Source organism: Polycladidibacter hongkongensis (genome assembly GCF_001561995.1).
GTDB classification, from domain to species: Bacteria; Pseudomonadota; Alphaproteobacteria; order Rhizobiales; family Stappiaceae; genus Pseudovibrio; species Pseudovibrio hongkongensis.
In genome coordinates, this window is record NZ_LLWC01000010.1 from 126015 (window position 1) to 149097 (window position 23083).

At 53.9% G+C, this 23083-nt stretch carries 20 protein-coding genes; 10 read left to right on the forward strand and 10 right to left on the reverse strand.

The window, feature by feature from the left end; genetic code table 11:
* The first annotated feature begins 16 nt into the window (after positions 1-16).
* Positions 17-2482, forward strand: a complete 2466-nt coding sequence (torA, locus tag AYK82_RS05460) for a trimethylamine-N-oxide reductase TorA (protein ID WP_068312323.1) — start codon at positions 17-19, stop codon at positions 2480-2482.
* An 87-nt stretch (positions 2483-2569) separates the two neighbouring features.
* Here the strand turns inward: torA and AYK82_RS05465 are convergent, their stop codons facing one another.
* From AYK82_RS05465 to AYK82_RS05475, 3 genes are all read right to left on the reverse strand, one after another.
* On the reverse strand, positions 2570-3736 hold the full coding sequence (locus AYK82_RS05465; protein ID WP_068312326.1) for a NapC/NirT family cytochrome c: 1167 nt from the start codon (positions 3734-3736) through the stop codon (positions 2570-2572).
* 582 nt (positions 3737-4318) lie between these two features.
* Entirely contained in the window at positions 4319-5020 is a 702-nt protein-coding gene (locus AYK82_RS05470; protein ID WP_068312329.1) for a class I SAM-dependent methyltransferase, read from the reverse strand.
* 7 nt (positions 5021-5027) lie between these two features.
* Positions 5028-5477, reverse strand: a complete 450-nt coding sequence (locus tag AYK82_RS05475) for a DNA polymerase III subunit chi (RefSeq protein ID WP_068312332.1) — start codon at positions 5475-5477, stop codon at positions 5028-5030.
* 848 nt (positions 5478-6325) lie between these two features.
* Between AYK82_RS05475 and AYK82_RS05480 the strand changes: the two genes are divergently transcribed.
* Entirely contained in the window at positions 6326-6934 is a 609-nt protein-coding gene (locus tag AYK82_RS05480) for a hypothetical protein (protein ID WP_068312335.1), read from the forward strand.
* 140 nt (positions 6935-7074) lie between these two features.
* On the opposite strand, the gene AYK82_RS05485 is transcribed toward AYK82_RS05480, so the two are convergent.
* Positions 7075-8553, reverse strand: coding sequence for a leucyl aminopeptidase (locus tag AYK82_RS05485; protein WP_068312338.1), 1479 nt, complete (start codon positions 8551-8553; stop codon positions 7075-7077).
* Between the two features lie 338 nt (positions 8554-8891).
* On the opposite strand from AYK82_RS05485, the gene AYK82_RS05490 reads away from it, so the two are divergent.
* The 8 genes from AYK82_RS05490 to AYK82_RS05525 all read left to right on the forward strand — a co-directional run bounded on the left by AYK82_RS05490 (position 8892) and on the right by AYK82_RS05525 (position 17482).
* Positions 8892-10073, forward strand: coding sequence for an LptF/LptG family permease (locus tag AYK82_RS05490; RefSeq protein WP_208976406.1), 1182 nt, complete (start codon positions 8892-8894; stop codon positions 10071-10073).
* Positions 10070-11170: an LPS export ABC transporter permease LptG gene (lptG, locus tag AYK82_RS05495; protein WP_068312344.1), complete on the forward strand. Its 1101-nt coding sequence runs from the start codon at positions 10070-10072 to the stop codon at positions 11168-11170. The genes AYK82_RS05490 and lptG overlap by 4 nt, the downstream gene beginning before the upstream one ends.
* On the forward strand, positions 11170-13566 hold the full coding sequence (locus AYK82_RS05500; protein ID WP_068312346.1) for an LPS-assembly protein LptD: 2397 nt from the start codon (positions 11170-11172) through the stop codon (positions 13564-13566). The genes lptG and AYK82_RS05500 overlap by 1 nt, the downstream gene beginning before the upstream one ends.
* Before the next feature lie 209 nt (positions 13567-13775).
* The gene (locus AYK82_RS05505) at positions 13776-14711 is read left to right on the forward strand and encodes a SurA N-terminal domain-containing protein (protein ID WP_068312349.1); all 936 of its coding nucleotides are present in this window, start codon (positions 13776-13778) and stop codon (positions 14709-14711) included.
* Between the two features lie 42 nt (positions 14712-14753).
* Positions 14754-15770, forward strand: coding sequence for a 4-hydroxythreonine-4-phosphate dehydrogenase PdxA (pdxA, locus tag AYK82_RS05510; protein ID WP_068312352.1), 1017 nt, complete (start codon positions 14754-14756; stop codon positions 15768-15770).
* Positions 15770-16621, forward strand: a complete 852-nt coding sequence (gene rsmA / locus AYK82_RS05515) for a 16S rRNA (adenine(1518)-N(6)/adenine(1519)-N(6))-dimethyltransferase RsmA (protein ID WP_068312355.1) — start codon at positions 15770-15772, stop codon at positions 16619-16621. Before pdxA ends, rsmA begins: the two co-directional genes overlap by 1 nt.
* A gap of 28 nt (positions 16622-16649) precedes the next feature.
* Positions 16650-17054: a VOC family protein gene (locus AYK82_RS05520; protein WP_068312358.1), complete on the forward strand. Its 405-nt coding sequence runs from the start codon at positions 16650-16652 to the stop codon at positions 17052-17054.
* A 101-nt stretch (positions 17055-17155) separates the two neighbouring features.
* Entirely contained in the window at positions 17156-17482 is a 327-nt protein-coding gene (locus AYK82_RS05525) for a hypothetical protein (protein WP_156453264.1), read from the forward strand.
* Between the two features lie 94 nt (positions 17483-17576).
* Here AYK82_RS05525 and gmk read toward each other — a convergent pair whose 3' ends face one another.
* From gmk to fabG, 6 genes are all read right to left on the reverse strand, one after another.
* Entirely contained in the window at positions 17577-18251 is a 675-nt protein-coding gene (gene gmk / locus AYK82_RS05530; RefSeq protein WP_068312364.1) for a guanylate kinase, read from the reverse strand.
* A gap of 44 nt (positions 18252-18295) precedes the next feature.
* Entirely contained in the window at positions 18296-19189 is an 894-nt protein-coding gene (locus tag AYK82_RS05535) for a YicC/YloC family endoribonuclease (RefSeq protein WP_068312367.1), read from the reverse strand.
* An 11-nt stretch (positions 19190-19200) separates the two neighbouring features.
* Positions 19201-20334 (reverse strand): endolytic transglycosylase MltG, encoded by a 1134-nt coding sequence (gene mltG / locus AYK82_RS05540; RefSeq protein ID WP_068312370.1) that lies wholly within the window; start codon positions 20332-20334, stop codon positions 19201-19203.
* 82 nt (positions 20335-20416) lie between these two features.
* Positions 20417-21682, reverse strand: a complete 1266-nt coding sequence (fabF, locus tag AYK82_RS05545; protein WP_068312373.1) for a beta-ketoacyl-ACP synthase II — start codon at positions 21680-21682, stop codon at positions 20417-20419.
* 102 nt (positions 21683-21784) lie between these two features.
* The gene (locus AYK82_RS05550) at positions 21785-22021 is read right to left on the reverse strand and encodes an acyl carrier protein (RefSeq protein ID WP_068312376.1); all 237 of its coding nucleotides are present in this window, start codon (positions 22019-22021) and stop codon (positions 21785-21787) included.
* 287 nt (positions 22022-22308) lie between these two features.
* On the reverse strand, positions 22309-23046 hold the full coding sequence (gene fabG / locus AYK82_RS05555; RefSeq protein ID WP_068312378.1) for a 3-oxoacyl-[acyl-carrier-protein] reductase: 738 nt from the start codon (positions 23044-23046) through the stop codon (positions 22309-22311).
* Positions 23047-23083 lie beyond the last annotated feature (37 nt).

Consider the following 23083-nt stretch of genomic DNA (forward strand, 5'->3'; position numbering starts at 1 on the left):
ATAAAGGGAAATAATCATGGGACTGAAGAACAGTTTTTACAGTTCACGCCGCAGTTTTTTAAAGGGGGCAACAACAGCTGGCGCGTTTGGGGCCTTTGCTCCTGCCCTGCTAAAAGCTGGCACGGCAAAAGCTTCCACGAGCGCCAAAGGTATCGTGAGTGGTTCGCACTGGGGTGCATTTCGGGCCACTGTGGTTGATGGCGAGTGGACACAAATTACCCCTTGGGAGCATGATCCACGCCCAAGCGGTCAGCTGGCCGGTGTCAAAGATGCAGCGCGCTCTACCAGCCGCGTTCAGTACCCGATGGTGCGACGCTCTTACTTAGAAAACGGCCCGGGCGCGGCAACCGAGACCCGCGGCAATGGCGACTTTGTGCGGGTAAGCTGGGATGAAGCGCTTGACTTGATTGCCAAGCAACTCCAGCAAACCAAAGAACAGCATGGCTTGAGTGCGATCTATGCCAACTCTATGGGGTGGAAAAGCGCCGGACGCGTGAACAATGGCCGGAGCTTGCTGGCGCGCTGCCTGAACCTGTGTATTGATGGCGCCTTTGTTAAAAGCCATGGGGACTATTCTACCGGCTGTTCGCAAGTGATTATGCCGCATGTGACAGGCGGGCTTGAAGTTTACTCCGCGCACTCTGCTTGGCCAACCTTGATTGAAAACACCGATACGTTGGTGTTGTTCGGCTCTGATCCGCTAAAGAACAGCCAAGTGGCCTCCGGCATTGCCGATCACAATGCCTATCCTTACTACGAGGCGTTTAAAAAAGCCGGAAAACGGGTGATCAGTATTGATCCGCGGATGACAGAGAGCGCCGACTTCTTCAATGCGGAGTGGATCCCCATTCGCCCGGGAACCGATGTGGCGTTGATGCTTGGTATTGCCCACGAGATTTACAGCAAGGGCAAGCATGACGAGGCGTTTCTTGAGGACTATACTGAAGGTTTTGACAAGTTTCTGCCTTACCTGACAGGTGAGCGTGACGGCACGGCGAAAACACCGGCATGGGCAGCGGAAATCTGCGGTGTTGACGCAGCGAAAATCGTCGAGCTTGCCGATATCTTCACCAGTGGCACCACCATGCTTGCCGGTAGCTGGGCGATGCAGCGTCAGGAGTTTGGCGAGCAGGTGCACTGGATGCTGGTGACCCTTGCCGCGATGATCGGCCAGATTGGCTTGCCGGGGGGCGGTTTCGGCCTCAGCTATCACTATTCTAACCAGGGATCGCCTGCCGCAAACAGTCCGGGCCTGCCGGGCATGTCACCGGGACGTGTTTCGGAGGATGCTGCCGCTGCGCTGAAAGCGGCTGGCACGCGTGCAATACCAATTGCGCGACTGGCCGATATGCTTGAAACCCCTGGGGGTACCTATGACTTTAACGGCACGCAGGGCACCTACCCGGATGTGAAACTGATGTATCTGGTGGGCGTGAACATGTTTAACCAGCATCAGGACCTCAACCGTTTGCGCAAGGCGTGGCAGAAGCTTGATACGGTGATTGTACACGAGCAGTTCTGGACGGCGACCGCACGCTTTGCCGACATCGTGCTACCGATCACCACCACAGCAGAGCGCAATGACATCGACCATGTGGGCGATTACTCCAAAAAAGCCATTCTAGCGATGAAGAAAGTGGTTGAACCATTGTTCGAGGCACGCAGTGACTTTGACGCCTTTGCCGGTATTGCCGAGCGGTTTGGCAAGAAAGAGGAGTTTACCGAGGGCAAGGACGAAATGGCGTGGATCCGTTCGTTCTACGAAGCGGCTAAAAAGCAAGCTGATGCGAAAAAGATCCCGATGCCGGACTTCGATACATTCTGGGAAACCGGGTTTGTACGGTTTGAACCGACTGAGGCTTCCAAGAACTACGTCACCTTTGCAGATTACCGCGAAGATCCGCTGCTTGAGCCATTGGGCACACCTTCTGGCAAGATCGAGATATATTCGCGCAACATCGAAAAGATGGGCTATGACGATTGCCCGGCACATCCTACATGGATGGACCCGCGCGAGCGTCTTGGTGGCAAAGAAGCCGCTTATCCGCTGAACCTTTTGTCCACACACCCGGCAAACCGGTTGCACAGCCAGCTGAACGGCACGTCCTTGCGGGAGGTCTACACTGTTGGCGGGCGCGAACCTTGTTATATCGGTAAGGTTGAGGCTGCGGCGCGCGGCATTGTTGATGGTGATGTTGTGCGCTTGTTCAATGGGCGGGGCGAAGTCTTTGCCGGTGCTGTGGTTACTGACAAGCTCTCGGCAGGTGTCGTGGTGCTTTCTGAAGGGGCTTGGTACAATCCGGTTAATGTTCTGGATGAGAAAACCCCTTGCGCCTATGGCAGTCCGAATGCGCTGACCGCTGATCGCCCCTCATCCAAACTGGCGATGGCAACCACCGCTTTGAGCTGCATGGTTGATATAGAAAAATATGCCGGAGAGGCACCAAAACCTGATGTGTTTGAACAGCCCAGCGCCTCATAAGGCAAGCTAGAACAACAAGACAAATAGAAAAGCCCCCGTTATGTGCGGGGGCTTTTTAGTGGCTGGCCTGTCTCGCTTTTTAGCTATCTAGGAGTGACCACCAACCATATCCTTGGCATTCATTTGCAGGTATTTTTGCAAGAAGCGGCGCTCGGACTTATCAAGCGAAATAAAGCTCGCCATCGCCTTGATGTTGCCTATCCATTGGTTGGCCAAATAGTGGTCAGGTGCGGGTGCCGAGTGGCAGGTGCTACAGGAAGCGGTGTACATTTCCGCGCCGTACGACCAAAGGGCTTTCTCGTCACTGATGAGGTCGGATTTCATCACCCACACATCCAGCTCGACCTGATGCCAGCTGAGGTTGGTTTCCTCGTCATAGTCCGTTGCCAACTGTTTGATGGCGTCTGCCTTTTTTTTGGAGATGGTCGCGGAGAAGATGCGCTTGCCTTTTTGGGCGTAGATAACCTGTTTTACGCCTTCTTGTTGCCAGCCCTCAAGCCGAACCTTGCGCAGATCCCCTGCGATTTCCAGCATGCGAACCGGAGTGCCAGCCAGAATGCGGCCCACTGCCCGGCCTCCACTGCTGGCCTCTTCCTCTTCTAGATACATGCCTTTGGCTGCGATGGTAATGAGCTGCTCGTTCTGCGCATCTTCGGCAAGCGCCTGCTGCTGCAAATCGCTGTACATGCTTTTGTACCCAGCGCTCATATCGGGCAATTGGTGGGCGATGCCTTTATGACACGAGATGCATGTATCGCCTTGTTGCTGCGCTACACGCATTTTCTTTGCCGAAGCTGGCCGTTGTTTATCAAAGTGCATGGCATCGAAAGAGTGACACGTCCGGCATTCGCGCGAGTCTGTTTCTTCCATGTAGGCCCATACGCGTTTTGCAAGCTCCAAACGCTTTGCCTCAAACTTCTCCGGACTATCAATGCTGCCCTTCAACATATGATAGACCTCCTTGGAGGCTTGCACTTTGCGGATGAGCTTTGGAAAAAACTCTTTTGAAACATGGCAATCGGCGCAGCCTGCGCGCACGCCAGATGCGTTCTTGTAGTGAACGCTTTGTTTGTACTCCGGATAGACCTTCTGCTTCATCTCGTGACACATGATGCAGAATTCGGTGTTGTTGGTGTAGTCCATCACGACATTGTATGTGCCAAGCCCAAGTACGCCGAATGACACGCCGATGGTGGCAATCAGTGCAACAGCCCAAATAGAGTTTGATTGGCAAAGTTTTTTTAGTATTCGCATGGGAATACGCCCCCAGTGTTATGCTAGCTGGGGGCTATCATCGCGAAGCAACATGGAGCGCAAAATTCGTTTCACTACGCAAATTAAAGCAATTATCAAGTTATACTGGTTTGATGCACTCATAATTTTAATCTTGGCGGCATAACACCGCCAATAGATAGAAACGTTTATTAGAGGCATTTTAACATAAGCCATATATTTTGCTTTTTATGGGCAAATTTAAGCAATAAAAACAGCTTTGCGGTTGTAAATATTGCTTAGAAACTAGCAACAATTCACCATATCAACGCGCTAGGGCCGTGCGCCTGTCCGATTTGCGCCGCTAGAGATTAAGCAAGCGTATGGCCGCTATAGCAGCGGTGCCGCTTGAAAAGTTCTTGATGTGATTCAACTAAAGCCGATAACCTGCTGTTTTTGCTTAATTATTCTCAGACGGGTCTTGGGTGGGGGTTATTTCAAGTGAACCGATGTTGGTTTTGCAATGGCTTATGCTGGTTTGCTGTTGTGAATTCTTGCTTAGTTGGTTCTGGGTGAGGTTTTGATTCACTTGTTTTCCATAGACCCTTGTTTTGGATGGATTTTTCACTTCTTCAGCTCTAGCAAAATGTGCTGATAGCTGCGCCCATCCGGCCGCTCGACCATCGTCATCTGGCGGTTTTGCTCCACCAGCCCAGCCTGTTTGAAAAGCTGTGTTTCTTTTTCGCTTAAGTACCAAGGCGGGCGTTGCTGCGCTTCATCCGCAGCCGGCTCCTCACAATAACGCGAAAGCACCAGCAGCGTTCCGGCTGGCGTCAGCAAATCGGCAAGATGAGCAATAATTTGCGGCCGCTGCGCACGCTCCAGCGCTTGAAGGGTATAGCACTCATAGACAAGGGCAAAGGCCCCCTGCCAACGCGCCGGCAAGGCAAACAAATCCGCTTCTAGAAACTCGGCGCCGCTACCTGAAAAGCGCTGGCGGGCCCACCCCACTGCGGTTTTCGCTAGATCGAAGCCGGTGGCCTGATAGCCTGCGTCCTGCAACGCCTTCGTATTGTCGCCAAGCCCGCAGCCCACATCAAGCGCCCGCATGCAAGATTTTGCCGGTTTATGGTTTTGCAGCCAGTCTAGGAATTCTGATTTTGGACGCTGTTCTGCCCAAGGGATTTGCGCAGCATCGCCATTCGCTTGCTGATAGACCGCCTCAAACCACGCCTTGCGGGCATCAGCGTCGCCGCCGCGTGCGCCCTTCAGTTGGTCGAGGCGATTTTGCAACGCTGCACGTTCCTCTAGCGTGTTCTTGGCCATTTGTCCGTTAAGCCTTCCGATCCCAGCCACCGTTTTGGGTTTGTGCCCAGTAGGTCAGCTCGTGTTCTGTGTCTTTTAGCGCTTTCCATTGCGCTCTGGCTTCAACCAGCGCCTCTTGGTCGGAGCCATCAAAAATATAGACAACTCTTTGATAGCTTGCAGGGTCTGGCATCGGAGCACGATCCACGACAAATCTAACCATGGCATCATTGGGGTTATCACTCTCATGGGTGAGATAGATGGGCTGAAACTCTGGATGCCCATCTTCCTTGGTGCCATGGGGGAGAAAACCATCTTCTGCATAGGTCCACAAATAGCTGTTCATGGCGTCGCAACGCTCCTTCGAGCCAAACTGAACCGCGACCTGCCAATCCCGCTCCAAGCATTTTTCCAGAAGTTTGGGCAGAACTTTGTCGAGGGGAAACAGCGAGAGCTGGTAGAAGAAAACGTCACTCATGCCTGCCGGGTTCCTTATCGTTACTGCAGCTTCTGTCAGTCATTGTGTGTTACCTTTTGCCACCTGCATAGCGAAACACACCTTCTTGACGGGGGCGCAATTGGCTTGACGGGGCGCAATTGGGCCCAGTGCTTGGCGCAACTCTGCCACGCTGGAATCAACGGGTTCACTGAAGCCTGCTTGTCCCCTAATAACAAGAGTTAGGGAGGCCCTGCGCAGATTTAGCTGTAGATACTTTAAAACCGCGGGATTTTGGCAATGAAGAATCTACCTCTAGATGCTAAGGGAACAAGAGTATTTGCAAGGTTATCGTGCTCGCTGTTTTACCGGTTTTATGGCAAAACCTGTTTAGTGCAAAGCAAACAACCTGTGTGGCATTATTTTTAGAGACCTATTGGTTTTTGCGGATGACTTCGGATTATCGGTGATTGCCTGTTGGCTGAGAATTTGGGCGGAGTTCAGCGTTCTATGGTAAAGCGTAGTGTTTTGTTTGTGGTTTTGGTCTGCGGGCTGATCGGAGTTACAGCGGCTGTTGGGGCAATGCTACCAAAACAGGAAAGCGCCTGTACCCACTACAAGACCTGCTAGTTTTTAGGGCGGTTGGGGCAGGAGTGATACTGGTTTGTAGCCACGCGTGCCATTTGGTATTGTCCGGCCAGATTGCTGGCTTGCCGTCGCACTGAACGAGCAACTCCGAGTGATGAGCTGAGTTGTAGTAACCGGGCTCTTAATAACCGGTTCCAGTCGCGATCTGCTGTTTTTCTGGTGATATTCGCGACCAGTTTTGTAGAGCACAAGCCACCCTGTTGCATTGAGGTAATCTCTTTTTACAAACAAAGGAGTTTGCTATGCATATCAAAAAGAAACGTTGCTGTTTGAAATCCCTTAGTCTTTTGAATAGTTTGGGTGCGATAGCACTTATTGCAGGCGCTAGCTTGTTTGCTATCTCTGGCGGCGCTGCCGCAGACGAAGCCGAGATTTACCGGGGGGATGGATACACTTCCTACTCCTTCCAATATCGCCGTTGGCGAGTTGCCCTTTTGGATGAGGACACCGGCGAAGATATACGGCGTACTTGCACTGCGTGGACCGGCAAAAAAGGCGAACCACGCCTATCCATCTCAATGAGCAATGGCGATGTCGGCCCTCCCCATGTGTATCCGCAACTGAAAGTTAGCGGCAATAAGATCCTAAGGAAAGCTCAGCAAGGGGCCTCCTACACACTCAAGATAGATGCAAACATGCCCTTCTTGGCTGTGGGCAACAAAGAAAATCCGGCGGTTACGCTGCCTTCCAACACACCGCAGACTTCAGGTATTTTAGCGCAAATGCAAGCGGGATATAATCTGAAGGTGTATGCGGATGGGACGCTTATGCGGCGCTTCTCCTTGCTCGGATTTACCAAGGCTTACAATAAGGTAATGCAAGGCTGCGGTTTCTCGACCCAACTGCCATAGCGCGCCTTTGCGCAAGCCGGTCGGCTTGCGCCCTTTAAAAGAAACAGGCCGACAAACCGTTGAGGTTTGTCGGCCTGTTGCCGTTCAGCTCCCCACCTCCGGTAGGGTGGGGAGCTTTGAGCTTTCATTTCGTGCAGGGCTTAGCTTTCAAAGTTGTCTTTGACCAGCTTGTCAAGCAAGCGTACGCCAAAGCCGGAGGCCCACCCTTGTGAAATGGCCGTTTTAGGCGAACCCATTGCCGTGCCCGCGATGTCGATATGTGCCCAAGGGGTTTCGCCGATAAAGCGCTGCAGTAGCTGCGCCGCGGTGGTGGCCCCGGCAAGGCGGGATCCGCCGGTGTTGCGCATGTCCGCATTTGGTGTATCGATCATTTTGTCGTATTCTTTACCCAATGGCAGACGCCAGACTTTCTCGCTAGTATCCGCCCCAGCCTTATCGATTTGCGCGGCCAATTCATCGTCGTTCGAGAACAAACCAGCGTGATGGTTCCCCAAGGCAATCATGCAGGCACCGGTCAGGGTCGCCAGATCGATAATGAATTTTGGTTTGAAACGTTCGTTGGTGTACCAGAGGGCATCGGCGAGCACCAAACGGCCTTCTGCATCGGTGTTGAGAATTTCAATGGTTTGGCCGGACATGGTTGTAACAATATCACCTGGACGCTGTGCGTTGCCATCTGGCATGTTTTCCACCAGACCCAGAATACCTACCACATGAACCGGCGCTTTGCGGGCGGCCAGCGCATGCATCAGGCCGATCACGGCCCCTGCACCGCCCATATCGCCTTTCATTTCATCCATACCTGCACCTGGCTTGATGGAAATACCGCCACTGTCGAAGACCACTCCTTTACCAACGAAGGCAATTGGCGCGTCCTCAGCTTTGCCACCAGCCCATTTCATGATGGCAAGGCGGGAAGGACGAACCGAACCTTGGCCCACGCCGAGCAGCGCCTGCATGCCCAGTTTCTGCATTTGCTCTTCGTCGAGGATTTCCACTTCAACACCAAGCTTGGCAAGGTCCGCTGCTCTTTGCGCAAACTCAACCGGGCCGAGGTCGTTTGGTGGCAAGTTGACCACCTCACGGGCCAAGAGAACACCTTCAGCAACACCTTTGCGCGCTTGCCACAGGGCCCGTGCTGCCGCTTTGTCGGCGCACACGATCTGGAGCGACACAGCGGCGTCGTCGCCCTCTTCGTCGTCCCTCTTAGTTTTATAGGCATCGAACTTGTAGCCACGCAGCAGCGCACCTTCGGCCAAAGCGACGCTCACGGCATCGTCTGTGCTACCAAGAACAGCCGCAGCCTCAACTTTCAGGCTCTGCAACTTGCCACAGATCGCGCCGCCCAGCTCAACCCAGTCTTGGCTGGACATATCGGCAGCTGCGCCGAAACCGGCAAGTAATACGCGGGCATATTCAGAGCCAGCAGGCGCAAGAATGTGTAAGAAGCTCTCTTTCTTTCCCTTGAACTTAGCAGTCGCGATCGCCTTCTCCAGCTGGGCTTTGTCCATAGCGCCTGCCAGTTGCGACAAGTCCATATCCTTTGACAAAAGAACGACAAGGGTTTTTGCGGTTTGTTCGCCAGCGGCGACGAGGGCAATTTCGGGAAGTTTTGCCATGATCCTACTATCTTTCTTTTGGGGTCTGGCCTGCGCGCGACATTTTCTGCGACGCAAGCACATAAAATGAAATCGTTTTCGAATTGCAGCTGGCTTCTCTGCCTTTGCAGCGGCGCGCTGTTTCGAGAGGCCTGACAATGACGCGAGAACAGCAAACTGGCAAGAGAGAGGGGAAAATGTCCCCCGCCAACCCCAAGAAACTTGCGAGTTATCTGAAAAATCCCAGCCTTGTCGCAGTTTGCCGGGCCGTTCCATGGTAATAGATAGAGGAATCAAGAGGATGCACCGGATCCTTTCATTTATTTCTTATTATGCAAATTAACGGAGAGTTCCGCGGCGTGCTAAAAACGATCGAGCGCTACATTTTACGACGGAGCTTTGCAGCATTTGTAATTACAATTGCTGCAATGACCGGCGTGGTGTGGGCGACGCAGGCCCTGCGGCAGCTTGATCTGGTCACATCCAAGGGGCAAACCCTGCTTCAGTTTGCCTATATCACCTCGTTGGCGCTGCCGTTTCTGGTGCTTATCATAGCGCCGTTTGCCATGGTGATCGCGCTCATTATCGTGATGAATGGCATGTCACGGGATAGCGAGCTTATCGTGGTGAATGCCGCAGGTGCCTCCCGGGGGCTGATCCTGCGGCCAATCATGGTATTTAGCTTACTGATGAGCTTGCTTACCGGCTATCTGGCAATTTCGCTGTCGCCCTCTTCGCTGGCGCAACTGCGCGAAGAAATTACCCGTGTGCGTGTTGATCTGGTGGCGAATATTGTGAAGCCGGGGCGTTTTATCAGCATTGAGGATGAGCTGACCTTCCACATCCGCAATCGTTCCGGCGACGGCGTGCTTGAGGGGCTGTTACTTTCTGACCAGCGGGAAGAAAACACCTGGTTTATCTATACTGCGGATACCGGACGCATTATCGAGGTGTCAAACAGAACCTTGCTGGTGATGTTCAATGGCACCATACAACGCCGGACGCTGGATGATGACAATATTTCTATTGTAAGCTTTGAAAGCTATGGTTTTGATCTTTCCAGCATGATCCCCGAGGCGCAGGAGCCCGTGTTTAAATCTAGCGAGCGGCCGACATTTGAACTGCTCGACATTGCCGAGGATGATGCTTATGGGCAAAAGAACCGTGACAGGTTGTTTGTTGAGTTTCATGACCGACTTAGCCTGCCGCTCTATCCTTTGGCTTTCGGGCTCATTATCTTTTTGTTTTTGGGTACAGCACGCACCACCCGCCAAGACGCGGGCATGGCGATATTTGGCGCAATGGCAAGTGCGATTTTGTTGCGCACGCTTGGCTTTGCCTCGACTTTGGTTGTCAGCACATTGCCAGAGGCCTATCCGCTAGTCTATGCGCTGCCTAGTGCTGCGATTTTGCTGTGCGGGTGGATGATTGCGCTTAACAAGCGACCATCCTGGATATACGCTTTGGAAACTCTTGGCATATCTCTCTCGGAGCGGTTGCGCAAGGTGCTGCCCAAGCGCAAGACAGGAGATCTGTCATGAAGCTTGGATGTGGCCGCACCCTTTCTAGTTACATTGCCCTACGGTTTTTACGGTCAATTTTGCTGTTGTTTTTGTTTGCAGCGGTACTGATCTTTCTATTCGACGTACTGGAGCTGGTACGGCGCGGTGGTGATCGCGAGGGGTTTTCTCTTTGGCGTATCACCTTGATTTCATTATTCCGCGTGCCGCTATTGATGGAGCAAGTGATCCCGTTCACGGTGTTGTTCGGCTCCATGTGGGCCTTTGTGAGCCTGAGCCGGTCACTTGAATTGGTTGTTGCGCGCGCGGCGGGGATTTCGGTCTGGCAGTTTTTAACCCCTCCCCTATCTACCGGCTTACTCATCGGGATGCTGAGTGTTGCCGCCTATAACCCGGCTGTGGTCTATCTCAAGTCAGTCTCTGATGCATTTTCTGCTGGCATCTTCGATGTGCAACAGGACTATTTAATGAACTCCTCTGGCGAGGTGTGGTTGCGGCAAGACGGACCAGATGGCGAGTCTGTGGTTTATGGTCGGCAAATCATGTCATCCGGGGCGCGCCTAAACGGTGTGACGATTTTCGCTTTTAATAGAAGCGGTGAATTCACCGAGCGTATCGAGGCGCACAACGCGCAGCTTTCAGACGGGATGTGGCAGCTGAGCAATGTCGCTGTTTTTCAGCAGGACGCCGAACCACAATACTATGGCACCTACACGCTTTCGACCTATCTAAGCGCAACCGAGATCCGTGAAAGCATTGGCTCACCCGAATCAATAAGCTTCTGGAAACTCCCGACATTTATCGAATTATCGCAGCGCGCGGGCCTTCCAGCCTATCGATATGACCTGCATTATCAAAGTTTGCTCGCCAAACCACTGCTTTTATTAGCAATGATATTAATTGCAGCGGCGGTTTCTCTGAGGATTTCGCGGTTTGGTGGTATTGGCGGGCTGATTGTGGGTGGTATTGTTGCCGGGTTCGTGCTTTACGTTGTATCCGAGTTATCAAAGGATTTAGGGGGGGCGGGCCTTGTCCCGACCACAATAGCGGCGTGGGCTCCCGGTGTTTTTGGGGTACTTATGGGTTTTTCATTTCTGTTGAATCAGGAGGACGGCTAGTGTTGTTTACGTCCACCTCTCGACAGCGAAAACGTGTGTGGCCAGCTCTTGCCGGATTGCGAGCGCATGTCTCACCGCTGGCATTGCTATTGGCCTCCGGTTTGATAACCGGCGGCTTGAGCGGTGCCCATGCGCAAATGCCAAGCCCCGATGCAATAACTAATGGCCTGTCTGGCAAGATTGATAGCTCGCAGCCGATGCTGCTTGAAGCGGACAAACTCAGCTACAACATTGATCAGGACATTATTACCGCGCGCGGTAATGTTGAGATCTACTTTGATTCTTACACGCTGGAGGCCAACCGTGTTGTCTACAACAGAAAGACTGCACGTGTATCAGCCCATGGCGCTGTACGGCTAACCGAACCGGGCGGCAATGTGCTTACCGCTGAGGATATGGATCTCAGCGATGATATGAGCGCCGGTTTTATTGCTCACCTGGAATTGAATACGCCGGAATTTACCAAGTTCCTTGCGGAAAAAGCCGAGAGAAAAGCTGATAAAACCACTGTTCTGACCAATGGGGTTTATTCGGTTTACACCAACCCGGCGAAGCCGACTGTCTGGCGGATCAAGGCAACCGAAATTGTCCACCGCGCTAATGACAAGGAAATCGACTTTGACGGGGCAGCCGTGGAATTCTTTGGTTATTCCTTGATGAACCTGCCCAAGTTCACTATCGCCGATCCTTCAGTCAAGCGCGCCTCTGGCTTTCTCACACCCTCGTTTGTTTACAAGAGCCGTATGGGGTATGGCGCGGCAATTCCCTATTTTTGGGCGATTGAACCGAATATGGACCTGACTGCAACGCTCACCCCCCTTTCCAAGCAGGGTGTTTTGGGGCAACTGGAATGGCGCCATCGGCTTGAAAACGGGTTTTATACATTCTCTACTGCGGCTATCAGCCAATCCGATAAGAGCCAATTTGAAGGCTCGTCGGGTGATGTGCGCGGGCGTTTTCTGTTAAACACGACGGGCCAATTCCAGCTGTCGCCGAACTGGTCAACCGGCTGGAATGCCACTTATGGCTCTGATAAGGCGGTGTTGCCAGACTATGGTTTTGCACAGGTTGGCTCCGCCTCCGAGACCTCCGATATCTACCTTACGGGCATCAGCGAGCGGAACCGCTTTGATGCGCGGGTACTTACCTATCAGATTTCGCAGGAAAACTATGCAAGTCCTGCAAACCCAAACAACCCGTCCGCCGATTTTTCTGAGGTAGGCGCTGACCTACAAAGCAAGCAGCCTGTTGTGCATCCAGTGCTGGATCACTCCATTGTATTTGGTCAGAGCTTTGCTGGGGGCGAGCTGAACTATAACGGCAATATCACCAGCTTGACGCGCAACACCACTGATGCCTTTAGCGTAAATGGCACTGACCGGTTCCGCGGTGTGGAGGGGACATTTACCCGTATCAGTGGTGATTTGAACTGGCGGCGCACGTTTATCGACCAGTTTGGACAAGTAATCACACCCTTTGCCTATGCAAAAGGCAGTGTTTATTTTCTCGGGTCTGCAGACAAAAACGTGGAAACGTTGACCGATGATGCTGTGGCGGCGCGGGCCATGCCTGCAGTGGGTATTGAGTATAAGTATCCTTGGTTGGCGCGGTTTAACGGCGGTAATCAGATTATCGAGCCAATTGCGCAGATTATTGCTCGCCCAGATGAACAAAAAATTGGCGAATTGCCAAACGAAGACGCGCAGAGCATTGTGTTTGACGCCTCCACCTTGTTCCGCTGGGACAAATTTTCCGGGTTTGACCGCAATGAGGGCGGCGTTCGTGCCAATTTGGGCCTGCGTTACAAATTGCAGTTTGACCAAGGCTCGTTTATCAGCGCCATGGCCGGACGCTCATTCCAGCTCATTGGCAAAAACTCGTATGCTGTGCCGGATATTCTCGATGCGACTGGTGATTCCGGTTTGGAAACCAGTGGCTCCGACTATGTCGCCAGCTTATACGTGGACACCAACACCGGTTTCCGCCTAGGCGCTAACACACGGCTAGACGGGCGCGATCTGAAATTCCAGCGCGCCGAGGTGAATATGAGTGGCCGCACAGGGCCACTAACCGGAATGCTGGGCTATGCCTATCTGCGCGCACGCCCTGATGCCGGTGTGCCGGATGATCGCGAAGAATTGCTAGGTGCGTTGAACCTGAAACTCTCGGAGAATTGGCGCGCCTTCGGCTCTGCCCGCTACGATCTTATTAACGCGAATGTGGTGCAAGATACATTCGGTCTTGGTTATGACGACGAGGGCTTGTCGCTTTCAGTGTCCTACTCTGAAGACCGTAGCCGCAACAACGGCGAGACAGTGGACCAGATTTTCTACTTCCGCCTTGGCTTGCGCACGCTTGGGGACACTTCGCTGTCCACCTCGACATCTAGCAAGTAGGCATTTATTCAGGGTGGCGCTCAGCCACCCTTCGCATTTATTGGTTGTATCTTTTTAATGCCTTTTATTTGCCTCGCTCTAGGGCTATGGATAATACAAATTTAAATTTGGGTTCAATTCTCTGCAAATTTATGGCAAAGCATAGATAAAGGTGTTTTGGGACACATATTTAGCGGCAACAAGACCCGTCGTTTGTCAGGAGGCTTTTCATGTTTCATCAGCTGCGAGGAGTGGCGCTGGCCTGTGCCATTGCCGTTGGACTAGGCGTTTGCATTGGCAATATGCCTAATGCACAAGCAGCCACACGTATTGTGGTGGTTGTCAATGACAAGCCTATAACCAGCTATGATCTGCAGCAACGCTCCCGTTTGATTGCGTTGACCACACGCGCATCATCGTCGGTTGCGAAGCGCCGGGCCAAAGAAGAGCTGGTTGACGAAGCGCTCAAGACGCAAGAAGCGAACCGCGTCGGTATTACTGTATCCGACAAGCAGGTAGATCAGGCCTACGCGTCAATTGCAGGCCGTCTGAAGCTGTCGCCAAGCCAGTTTTCACAAGCACTGCGGCAGAACGGAGTTAATCCGAGCACCCTGAAGAAGCGTTTGCGCGTGCAGATCTCTTGGCAAGAGGCAATTATGCGCCGTTTCCGCGCCACCGTGCGTATCGAAGAAGCGGATGTAATTGCCGCACTTAAGGACAAGGGCGAGAAGACTGGCGAAGTACTCGAATATGATTTGCAACGCATCGTGTTTGTGGTGCCAAAATCTGCCAGTGCCAAGAAAAAGAAAAGCCGCCAGACTGAAATGCGTAAGCTTCGTGAGCGTTTTACCTCCTGTTCTGAAGGGCTTCGCCTTGCAAATGGCTTGAAAGAAGTGATTGTAAAGCCGATTGGCAAGCGTTTGGCCAACGAGATTTCTCCTGGTAACCGCGAGAAGCTGGAGAAGATGTCTGTTGGTCGTTTGACCGCGCCGCAAAAAACCGATGTGGGCTTTGAGATGGTTGCCTTGTGTGGCAAAGAAAAAGTCAGCTCTGATGCGGTGGCGCGTGAGGCGGCGGAAGGCGAGCTGCGCAACAAAGAGGGACAAATGATGTCCCGTCGTTACCTGCGCGATCTGCGTCGCAACGCAGTCATTGAAGAGCGCTAGGGCGCTCTTTTTCCAACCCGCTTTAAAGACTGAGGCCCTAACATGCTGAATCCTGCCGAACTGGTTGTTGTTACCATGGGGGATCCGGCAGGGATTGGGCCGGAACTGCTGATGCAGGCATGGTGTGAACGCTACAAGCGCAACCTGCCTGCATTTTACTGTCTGGCTGATCCGCTGCATATGCAGGCGCTGGCAGCGCAACTTGAATTGCCTGTCGACTTCCAGATTATCGAGGATGGAGATCTATCGCAGGCGCAGGTGGATCGCTTTAATGTGGTGCCACTTGGCGGCTCTGTTGCTGCCACCTGCGGCAAACCTGACCCTGCCTACGGGCATTTGGTGGTCAAATCGATCGATATGGCCGTGGAGCATCTGCATGAAGGGCGCTGCGGGGCGATGGTGACCAATCCGATTTCCAAGAAGGTGCTTTACGATTGCGGCTTTAAGCAACCGGGTCACACCGAGTATCTTGGGGATCTGAGCGCTTCTGTATTCGGGGTTGAGGCCGAGCCTGTGATGTTGTTGGCAGGACCTGAGCTGATGACTATTCCGCTTACTGTGCATATACCGCTTGCCGATGTTCCATCAGCGCTCACGCAACAAAGGATAGTCCGAGTAGCGCGGGTGGCGCACCGGGATCTGCAAAGCCGATTTGGCATTGCCAGACCGCGGCTTGCCTTTGCCGGTCTCAATCCACATGCAGGCGAAAGCGGTGCAATGGGAGAAGAGGAAATCACGGTGATGGCCCCTGCCCTTGCCCAGCTGCAAAGCGAGGGGATCAACGCGCTTGGCCCCTATCCGGCGGACACCATGTTCCACGGGCGGGCGCGGGCGGGCTATGACGTTGCGTTGGCTGCCTATCACGATCAGGCGTTGATCCCTGTAAAAACCATTGGCTTTGACGAGAGTGTCAATGTAACACTGGGACTACCGTTTATTCGGGTAAGCCCCGACCATGGAACCGCTTTTGATCTTGCCGGGAGTGGCAAGGGCAATCCGGACAGTTTGAGTGCTGCGCTGCGATTGGCTGCGACCATGGCCAAAACCGAGAGTGTTTGATGGCTCAAATTGACGATCTGCCGCCATTGCGGGAGGTTATTGCCGAGCACGGGCTGGATGCCCGCAAATCGCTGGGACAGAATTTTCTCCTTGATCTGAACCTGACCGCCCGCATTGCCCGCAATGCCGGGCCACTTAGCGGTTACAGCGTGTTGGAAGTCGGACCGGGCCCAGGCGGGCTGACCCGTGCCTTGTTGGCGGAGGGAGCTGACAAAGTAGTTGCGATCGAGAAGGACCAACGCTGCCTGCCTGCACTGGCGCAGATCAGCGCACATTATGCCGAGCGCCTGATCGTACATGAAGGCGATGCCCTGAAATTCAATCCGCAGGAACTGGTGAACGGGCCGCTGAAGATCGTCGCCAATCTGCCTTATAATGTGGGCACGCAGCTGTTGCTTGGCTGGCTCACTGTGCCAGATTGGCCGCCCTATTGGACGTCGCTGACTTTGATGTTTCAAAAGGAGGTGGCACAGCGCATCGTGGCACAGCCCGGCGACAAAGCCTATGGACGGCTTGGGGTGCTTGCCAACTGGCGCTGTCACACAGAAATCCTCTTTGACCTTAATCCCAAAGCGTTTACACCGCCGCCCAAGGTTACCTCTGCGGTGGTGCATTTAACCCCGCGTGAAACGCCGCTCCCGTGCCCGCTTAAAGCTCTGGAGCGGGTAACTGCTGCGGCCTTTGGCCAGCGCCGGAAGATGCTGCGCGCCAGCCTGAAGGCTCTTAGCAAAGACGCCGAGGCGCTGATCGTTGAGGCGGGCTTGCAGCCGACAGCGCGGGCGGAAGAGATTGACGTTGCTGGCTTTGTGGAGCTTGCCAAGGTGTTTGAGCGAGCCAATGCGGGCGCATAGTCCTTAATAAGCGATGGGGGCCAGAGGCATGCAGCAAAGTATTGTTCACATCTCGCTGGTGGTGCGCGACTACGACGAAGCACTGGCCTTTTACGTTGGTGTCTTGGGTTTTGAGCTGCTTGAGGACAGTTACCAAGCCGAGCAGGACAAGCGCTGGGTGGTGGTGCGCCCTAGAGGGGCTCAGGAGACGTCCCTTCTGCTCGCCCGCGCCAGCAATGCTCAGCAGGAAGCCTTTATCGGCGATCAAGCGGGCGGCAGGGTATTTTTGTTTTTACGCAGCGATGATTTCTGGCGGGACTACGACGACTTGCGGGCAAAAGGGGTGCGCTTTGTGCGAGAGCCAAAACAGGCCGAATATGGCCTTGTTGCTGTGTTTCTTGATCTTTATGGCACGCGGTGGGATCTTGTGGAATTTACCGACGGGCGCGCGTAACGCCCCCTCCCATCTCAATTGGCGGGAGTTTGTGCCGTAAGAAACAATGGCCTTGCGAAGATCTGGTAGGCTTGCGCGCTGTTGTTTTACGGAGCGCACAAATGAAATATATCCCGATGATTGTCACGATTGGCATGACGATCTTCAAGTTTTTCCTGATCAAAGACTATTTTAGCGTCATACTCGAGTTTAGCGATTTGTGGAGTATTGTCTTCGCTGTGGTGCTGTCACCTGCCCCGATAGCCAGCCAAATCCTTGGTGTTTTGGGCGCTCATGATGTGTGGGGCTGGTCTTGGCTGCTGGCAATTGTGGTTATGGCAATCCCAATCCCCTTCAATATTCCCGCATGGATTCGCCAGTCTAAAGAAGAGGCCGAGGCTGAGCGGAAAAAGGAAGCAGAACAGAAGGATAAGCACCGCCCCTATTAGGGTAAGGGTACAGGGGTCTTACGATGAAACAAAGAAAGGCGCCGCCTTGCAAGCAGGAGCCGCGCCTTTCTTCTAATGTTGTATTTGTGCAGCGCTAGGAAATAAGCGCGGTGAGATCGTCGATCATGCCCTGCATTTGCGGGGCGATACGATCTGCAAAGCGAGCGCGCTTCTGCCGCTCGGCAACGAGGATGGCGTTTAGCTGCGCATAGGCGCGCTCCAGATCTTCATTGACGATGATATAGTCAAAATCCTGCCAGACGCGCATCTCTTCGATTGCGGTCTGCATGCGCCGCTTGATGACCTCGTCGCTGTCTTCGGCGCGTTTTTTCAAGCGCTCGTACATTTCTGCAATGGATGGCGGCAGAATGAACACAGAGACCACATCTGAGCGCATTTTCGCATAGAGCTGGAAGGTGCCTTTGACGTCAATATCAAACAGCACGTCCTTGCCTTCCTCCAGACGCGCTTCCACGTTCTTGCGCGGGGTACCATAGTAATTGTCGTGGACCTGCGCCCATTCCAGCAGTTCACCAGCTTGGATCATTTGCTCAAACTGCGTTTTTTCGCGGAAGTGGTAGTGCACACCGTCTTCCTCGGTGGAACGGCGTGCCCGCGTGGTGGCAGAGACCGACAGCTCCACCTGATCATCCTCGGCCAGTAGACGGGAGGCAATGGTGGATTTGCCAGCGCCAGAGGGGGCGGAGAGCACGAGCATGAGCCCGCGGCGGTTGTCTTGCAGCTGTTGTGCGGTCAGTGTGGTTGACATGCTTGGTATTCCATTGGCTGCGGCGTGATGGGCCGGTGTTTGATCTACTCGATATTCTGGATCTGCTCGCGCAGTTGATCGATAACAGTTTTCAACTCAAGGCCAATGGCGGTGAGTTCAACACTGTTAGATTTAGAGCACAGGGTATTGGCTTCACGGTTAAATTCCTGCGACAGGAAATCCAGGCGGCGGCCAATTGCTCTGTTGCTGGCGAGCATCTCGCGTGCGGCGGCCACATGGGCAAACAGGCGGTCCAGCTCTTCGCGGATATCGGCCTTGGTGGCCAGCAGTGCCAACTCTTGGTGCAGGCGGTGTGGGTCCAGTTTGCTGCCCCCTGCCTCCAAGAGCGCATCCAGCTGGTTTTGCAAGCGAGCCTTTATGGCTTCGGGTTGACGAGACGGCGCTGCCTCAGCAGCCTTTGCAAGACGCTCGATGGTGTCCAGCTGCCCCTCCAGAACGGTGGTGATGGCCGCCCCTTCGGAGCGACGCATGCTAATGAGCCCCTCCAGAGCTGTGCTGAAAGTGTCTTTGATTGCTGCGTGAAGTGCTTGTTTCTCCACTTCGCTTTCTTCCACCTCGGCTGGTTCCAAAATACCCTTTTGCGCAAGGATGGCGTCTATGGTTGGCTGCGGCGCGTCTGGCAGATAGGCGCGGATTTTAGCAGCAGCTTCCATAATCTGGGCAAGGGCCTTCTCGTTGACAACGAGATTGACCTCGCCCTGATCCTTTTGCATTTGCAAATTCAAGGAGACATTGCCGCGCTTCAACCGTGTTGCCACTTCTTTTCTGAAATCGGCCTCAAGCGCGTCGACGCTTTGGGGCAGGCGCAGGCGCAAATCCAGCCCCTTGCCGTTCACCGAGCGGATCTCCCAGACCCAAGTATAAAGACCGTGTGTGCCCTCGGTGCGGGCAAAGCCGGTCATGCTGGCAAGAGGCATAGGAGCTCCTGTTATTGCTTGTTGTCTTTTTCGGCCTCGGCCGCGCGTTTGGCTTCTGCCTGACGTTTGCGGCGCGCTTTTTCTACCTTGCGCCACTCAGCAACGTTTTTTTGGTGTTGCTTGTAGGTTTTGGCGAAGATGTGCCCTCCAGTGCCATCGGCGACAAAGAACAAGTCATCCGTGTCAGCGGGATTGGCAACGGCCATCAAAGCTGCGCGGCCGGGATTGCCGATGGGCCCGGGGGGCAGAGCGGCGATCTGATAGGTGTTGTAGGGGTTTTTCTTCTTCAGCTCCGAGCGTTTTATCCCCGAGCGATCAGTGGTCCATGCCTTACCGCCGTAAAGTCCATAAAGGATCGTTGGGTCGGATTGCAGTTTCATTCCCTTACGCAGGCGATTGACAAAAACCGCTGCCACTTGCGGGCGCTCGTCGGCTTTGGCGGTTTCTTTTTCTACCACCGAGGCGAGGATCAGCATTTCAAGGGGGGACTTGAGCGGCAAGTCCGGCTGGCGGGCGGCCCAAGCCTCTGCAAGCGCCGTTTGCATGCCCTGTTCCATTTTGCCAATGATATCGGCCCGGCTTTGACCGCGGGAGAACGAGTATGTTTCCGGCAGCAGCGTACCTTCTGCCGGAACTGCATCGAGCTCGCCTGTCAAAACCTTGTTGGCGTTAAGACGAGCGACGATCTGCTCTGACGTCCAGCCCTCAGGCAGCGTGACCATGTAATGCACCGCCTTGCCACTGACAAAGGTGTCGAGGATTTGACGCATGGAGGCGTTGGCCGCCAGCTCAAATTCACCTGCGCGGATGCGGTTATGTTTCTTGTAGGCTCTTGCGCCCAGCTCGAACACCCAAGCATTGCTGATAAGGCCATCATCTTCCAGTTTACGGGCGATATCGCGCAGTCTTGCGCCTTTTTTTACCTCAAAAACCGTTTCGCCTGATTTTACGCTGGCGGCGTCAAATTCCTGTTTGCCCCAGTAAACCAGTCCGCCAAGCGCAAGCACGGCAATAACTGCCATGGTGAATAAAAAATTGATAAAGGCGAGCAGCGGATTGGCGCGGCGCGGCTTTTTTGGCAAGGGCACGGCCTTACGCTTTTGCTGCGGCGCGGCACTGCTGTCATTGGTGTGGTTGTCACTCACCGGCTCATCCTCAAAAAAAAGGGTCAGAAACCGCAGTTTGCGACTTCCAACCCATGTGTTGCAATCGTCAATTACAAAGGTATTAGGCGTCGACTTTTTTCAATACCAGAGACGCGTTGGTCCCACCAAAGCCGAAGCTGTTGGATAGGGCATAGTCGATCTGCATTGGTTTGGACTTGTTCGGCACCAAATCAATGGCGGTTTCCATGGATGGATTGTCCAAGTTGATGGTCGGCGGGGCGACCTGATCGCGAATGGCAAGCGCGGAGAAAATCGCCTCAATGGCGCCAGCTGCCCCCAGCAAGTGCCCGACCGATGATTTGGTTGAGGACATGGTGAGGTTTTTCGCAGCGTCGCCGGCCAGACGCTCAACCGCGCCGAGCTCGATCTCGTCGCCAAGCGGGGTGGAGGTGCCATGAGCGTTGATGTAGTCCACATCGTCCATGGTTATGCCAGCGCGCTTCAGCGCGGCTTGCATGCAGCGGTAGCCGCCATCGCCATCAGATGCTGGAGCGGTGATGTGGTAAGCATCGCCGGACAGGCCGTAGCCAACGACTTCGGCGTAGATCTTCGCGCCGCGGGCTTTGGCGTGTTCATATTCTTCCAGAACAACCACACCAGAGCCTTCACCCATAACAAAGCCATCACGGTCTTTATCGTAGGGACGGGAGGCTTTTTCCGGTTCGTCATTGTAGCCAGTGGACAGGGCTTTACAGGCGTTAAAACCGGCAATACCAATGCGGCAGCAAGAGCTTTCAGTCCCACCTGCGACCATCACATCTGCATCGTCAAGCGCGATTAGGCGGGCAGCATCGCCAATGGCGTGCGCACCAGTGGAACAGGCGGTGACCACAGCATGGTTCGGGCCCTTAAGGCCATGACGGATTGAAACCTGACCACCAGCCAAGTTGATCAAGCGGCCGGGAATAAAGAACGGGCTGACGCGGCGCGGGCCTTTTTGCTCCATCGTAATGGCAGTGTCGGCAATGCCTTGCAGGCCACCAATACCGGAACCGATGAGCACGCCAGCACGGCACTTTTGCTCTTCTGTTTCTGTAGCAAAGCCAGAATCCGCGATCGCCATGTCAGCAGCAGCTATGGCGAAGATGATAAAGTCATCAACCTTACGCTGCTCTTTGACTGGAAGCCAGTCGTCGGGATTGAAGGTGCCATCGGTGCCGTCACCGCGTGGAACCTGACAGGCGATTTTGGTTTGAAGATCGTCAATCTCGAAGCCTTCGATGCGCCCCGCACCGCTTTTGCCTTCAAGAATCTTATTCCAAGAGATTTCCGCGGTGGCTCCCAAAGGGCTCACCATGCCAATACCCGTGATAACGACTCGCCGCATATTCTGCACTCATTTAGAAAAAGAAAAGGCCGCAAGCGCCCGCTTGCAGCTGAAATAGACGGTGAGCCGCACTCGGCTCACCGTATTCGTCACAAGGGGGGATTAGCCCTGCTTGGAACTGATGAACTTAACAGCGTCACCAACAGTCTGGATGGATTCTGCTGCATCGTCAGGGATTTCTACGCCGAATGCTTCTTCGAAAGCCATAACCAGCTCAACGGTGTCCAGGCTGTCTGCGCCCAGATCGTCGATGAAGCTTGCAGCTTCGGTAACTTTATCGGCATCAACACCCAGATGCTCAACGACGATTTTCTTTACCTGCTCTGCAACGTTGCTCATTTTTAGTCCTCAAGTGGTTTTCAAGCTAGTTTATTCAACGGACAATTTATGTCCAGAATTCTTAGGTTCGGCACCGTTTGGCACACTTGGGGCTGTTTGGGAAGCCGAAACTTCGCTCTTCCCTGACCCCGTCCAAAGGAAACCACGGTTGCAGTCCGCCAGAGCAGCGCCGTTTGGCGTAATTCTGAAAAAACTGCAGTTGGCGGGTTGGTAGCACACTTTATCTGCGTTGACTAGCCACCCGCCAGCGGGCTTCCTTTGCACTGTTGCCGCAGTGCCAAACCTTGTTAAATCATGGCCATGCCGCCGTTTACGTGCAAGGTTTGGCCTGTCACATAAGCAGCTTCATCAGATGCCAGATACACAGCAGCAGAGGCAATTTCTGCTGCTTCGCCCAGACGACCTGCCGGAACAGAAGTCAGGATCGATTCGCGCTGTTTGTCATTCAACTCGTCGGTCATCGCGGTGGAGATGAAGCCCGGTGCGATGGTGTTGACGGTGATGCCACGGCTGGCAACTTCGCGCGCCAAAGATTTGGACATGCCGATCATGCCCGCTTTTGCGGCGGAGTAGTTTACCTGGCCTGGGTTGCCGGTGACGCCGACGACGGAAGTAATGCCGATGATGCGGCCGGTACGGCGCTTCATCATGCCTTTAATGGCCGCACGGCAAATGCGGAAAGTGGCGGACAGGTTGACTTCCAGCACCTGATCCCACTCTTCATCTTTCATACGCATGAAGATGTTGTCGCGGGTAATACCGGCATTATTGACCAGAATATCAAGGCCGCCCATGGCCTCTTCCGCTGCCGGGATCAGCTCGTCCACGCTGGCACGGTCTGACAGATTGGCCGCCTTAATGTGGGCGCGCTCGCCAAGCTCGGTTGCCAGTGCCTCCAGCTTTTCGGTGCGGGTGCCGGAAAGAGTAATAACAGCGCCTTGCGCGTGCAGGCTTTTTGCAATTTCAGCACCAATGCCACCGGTTGCGCCGGTTACCAAGGCTTTCTTGCCTTCCAGATTAAACATGCCGCTTATCTCCTCGGCTTCCTTAAACTCAGTAAAC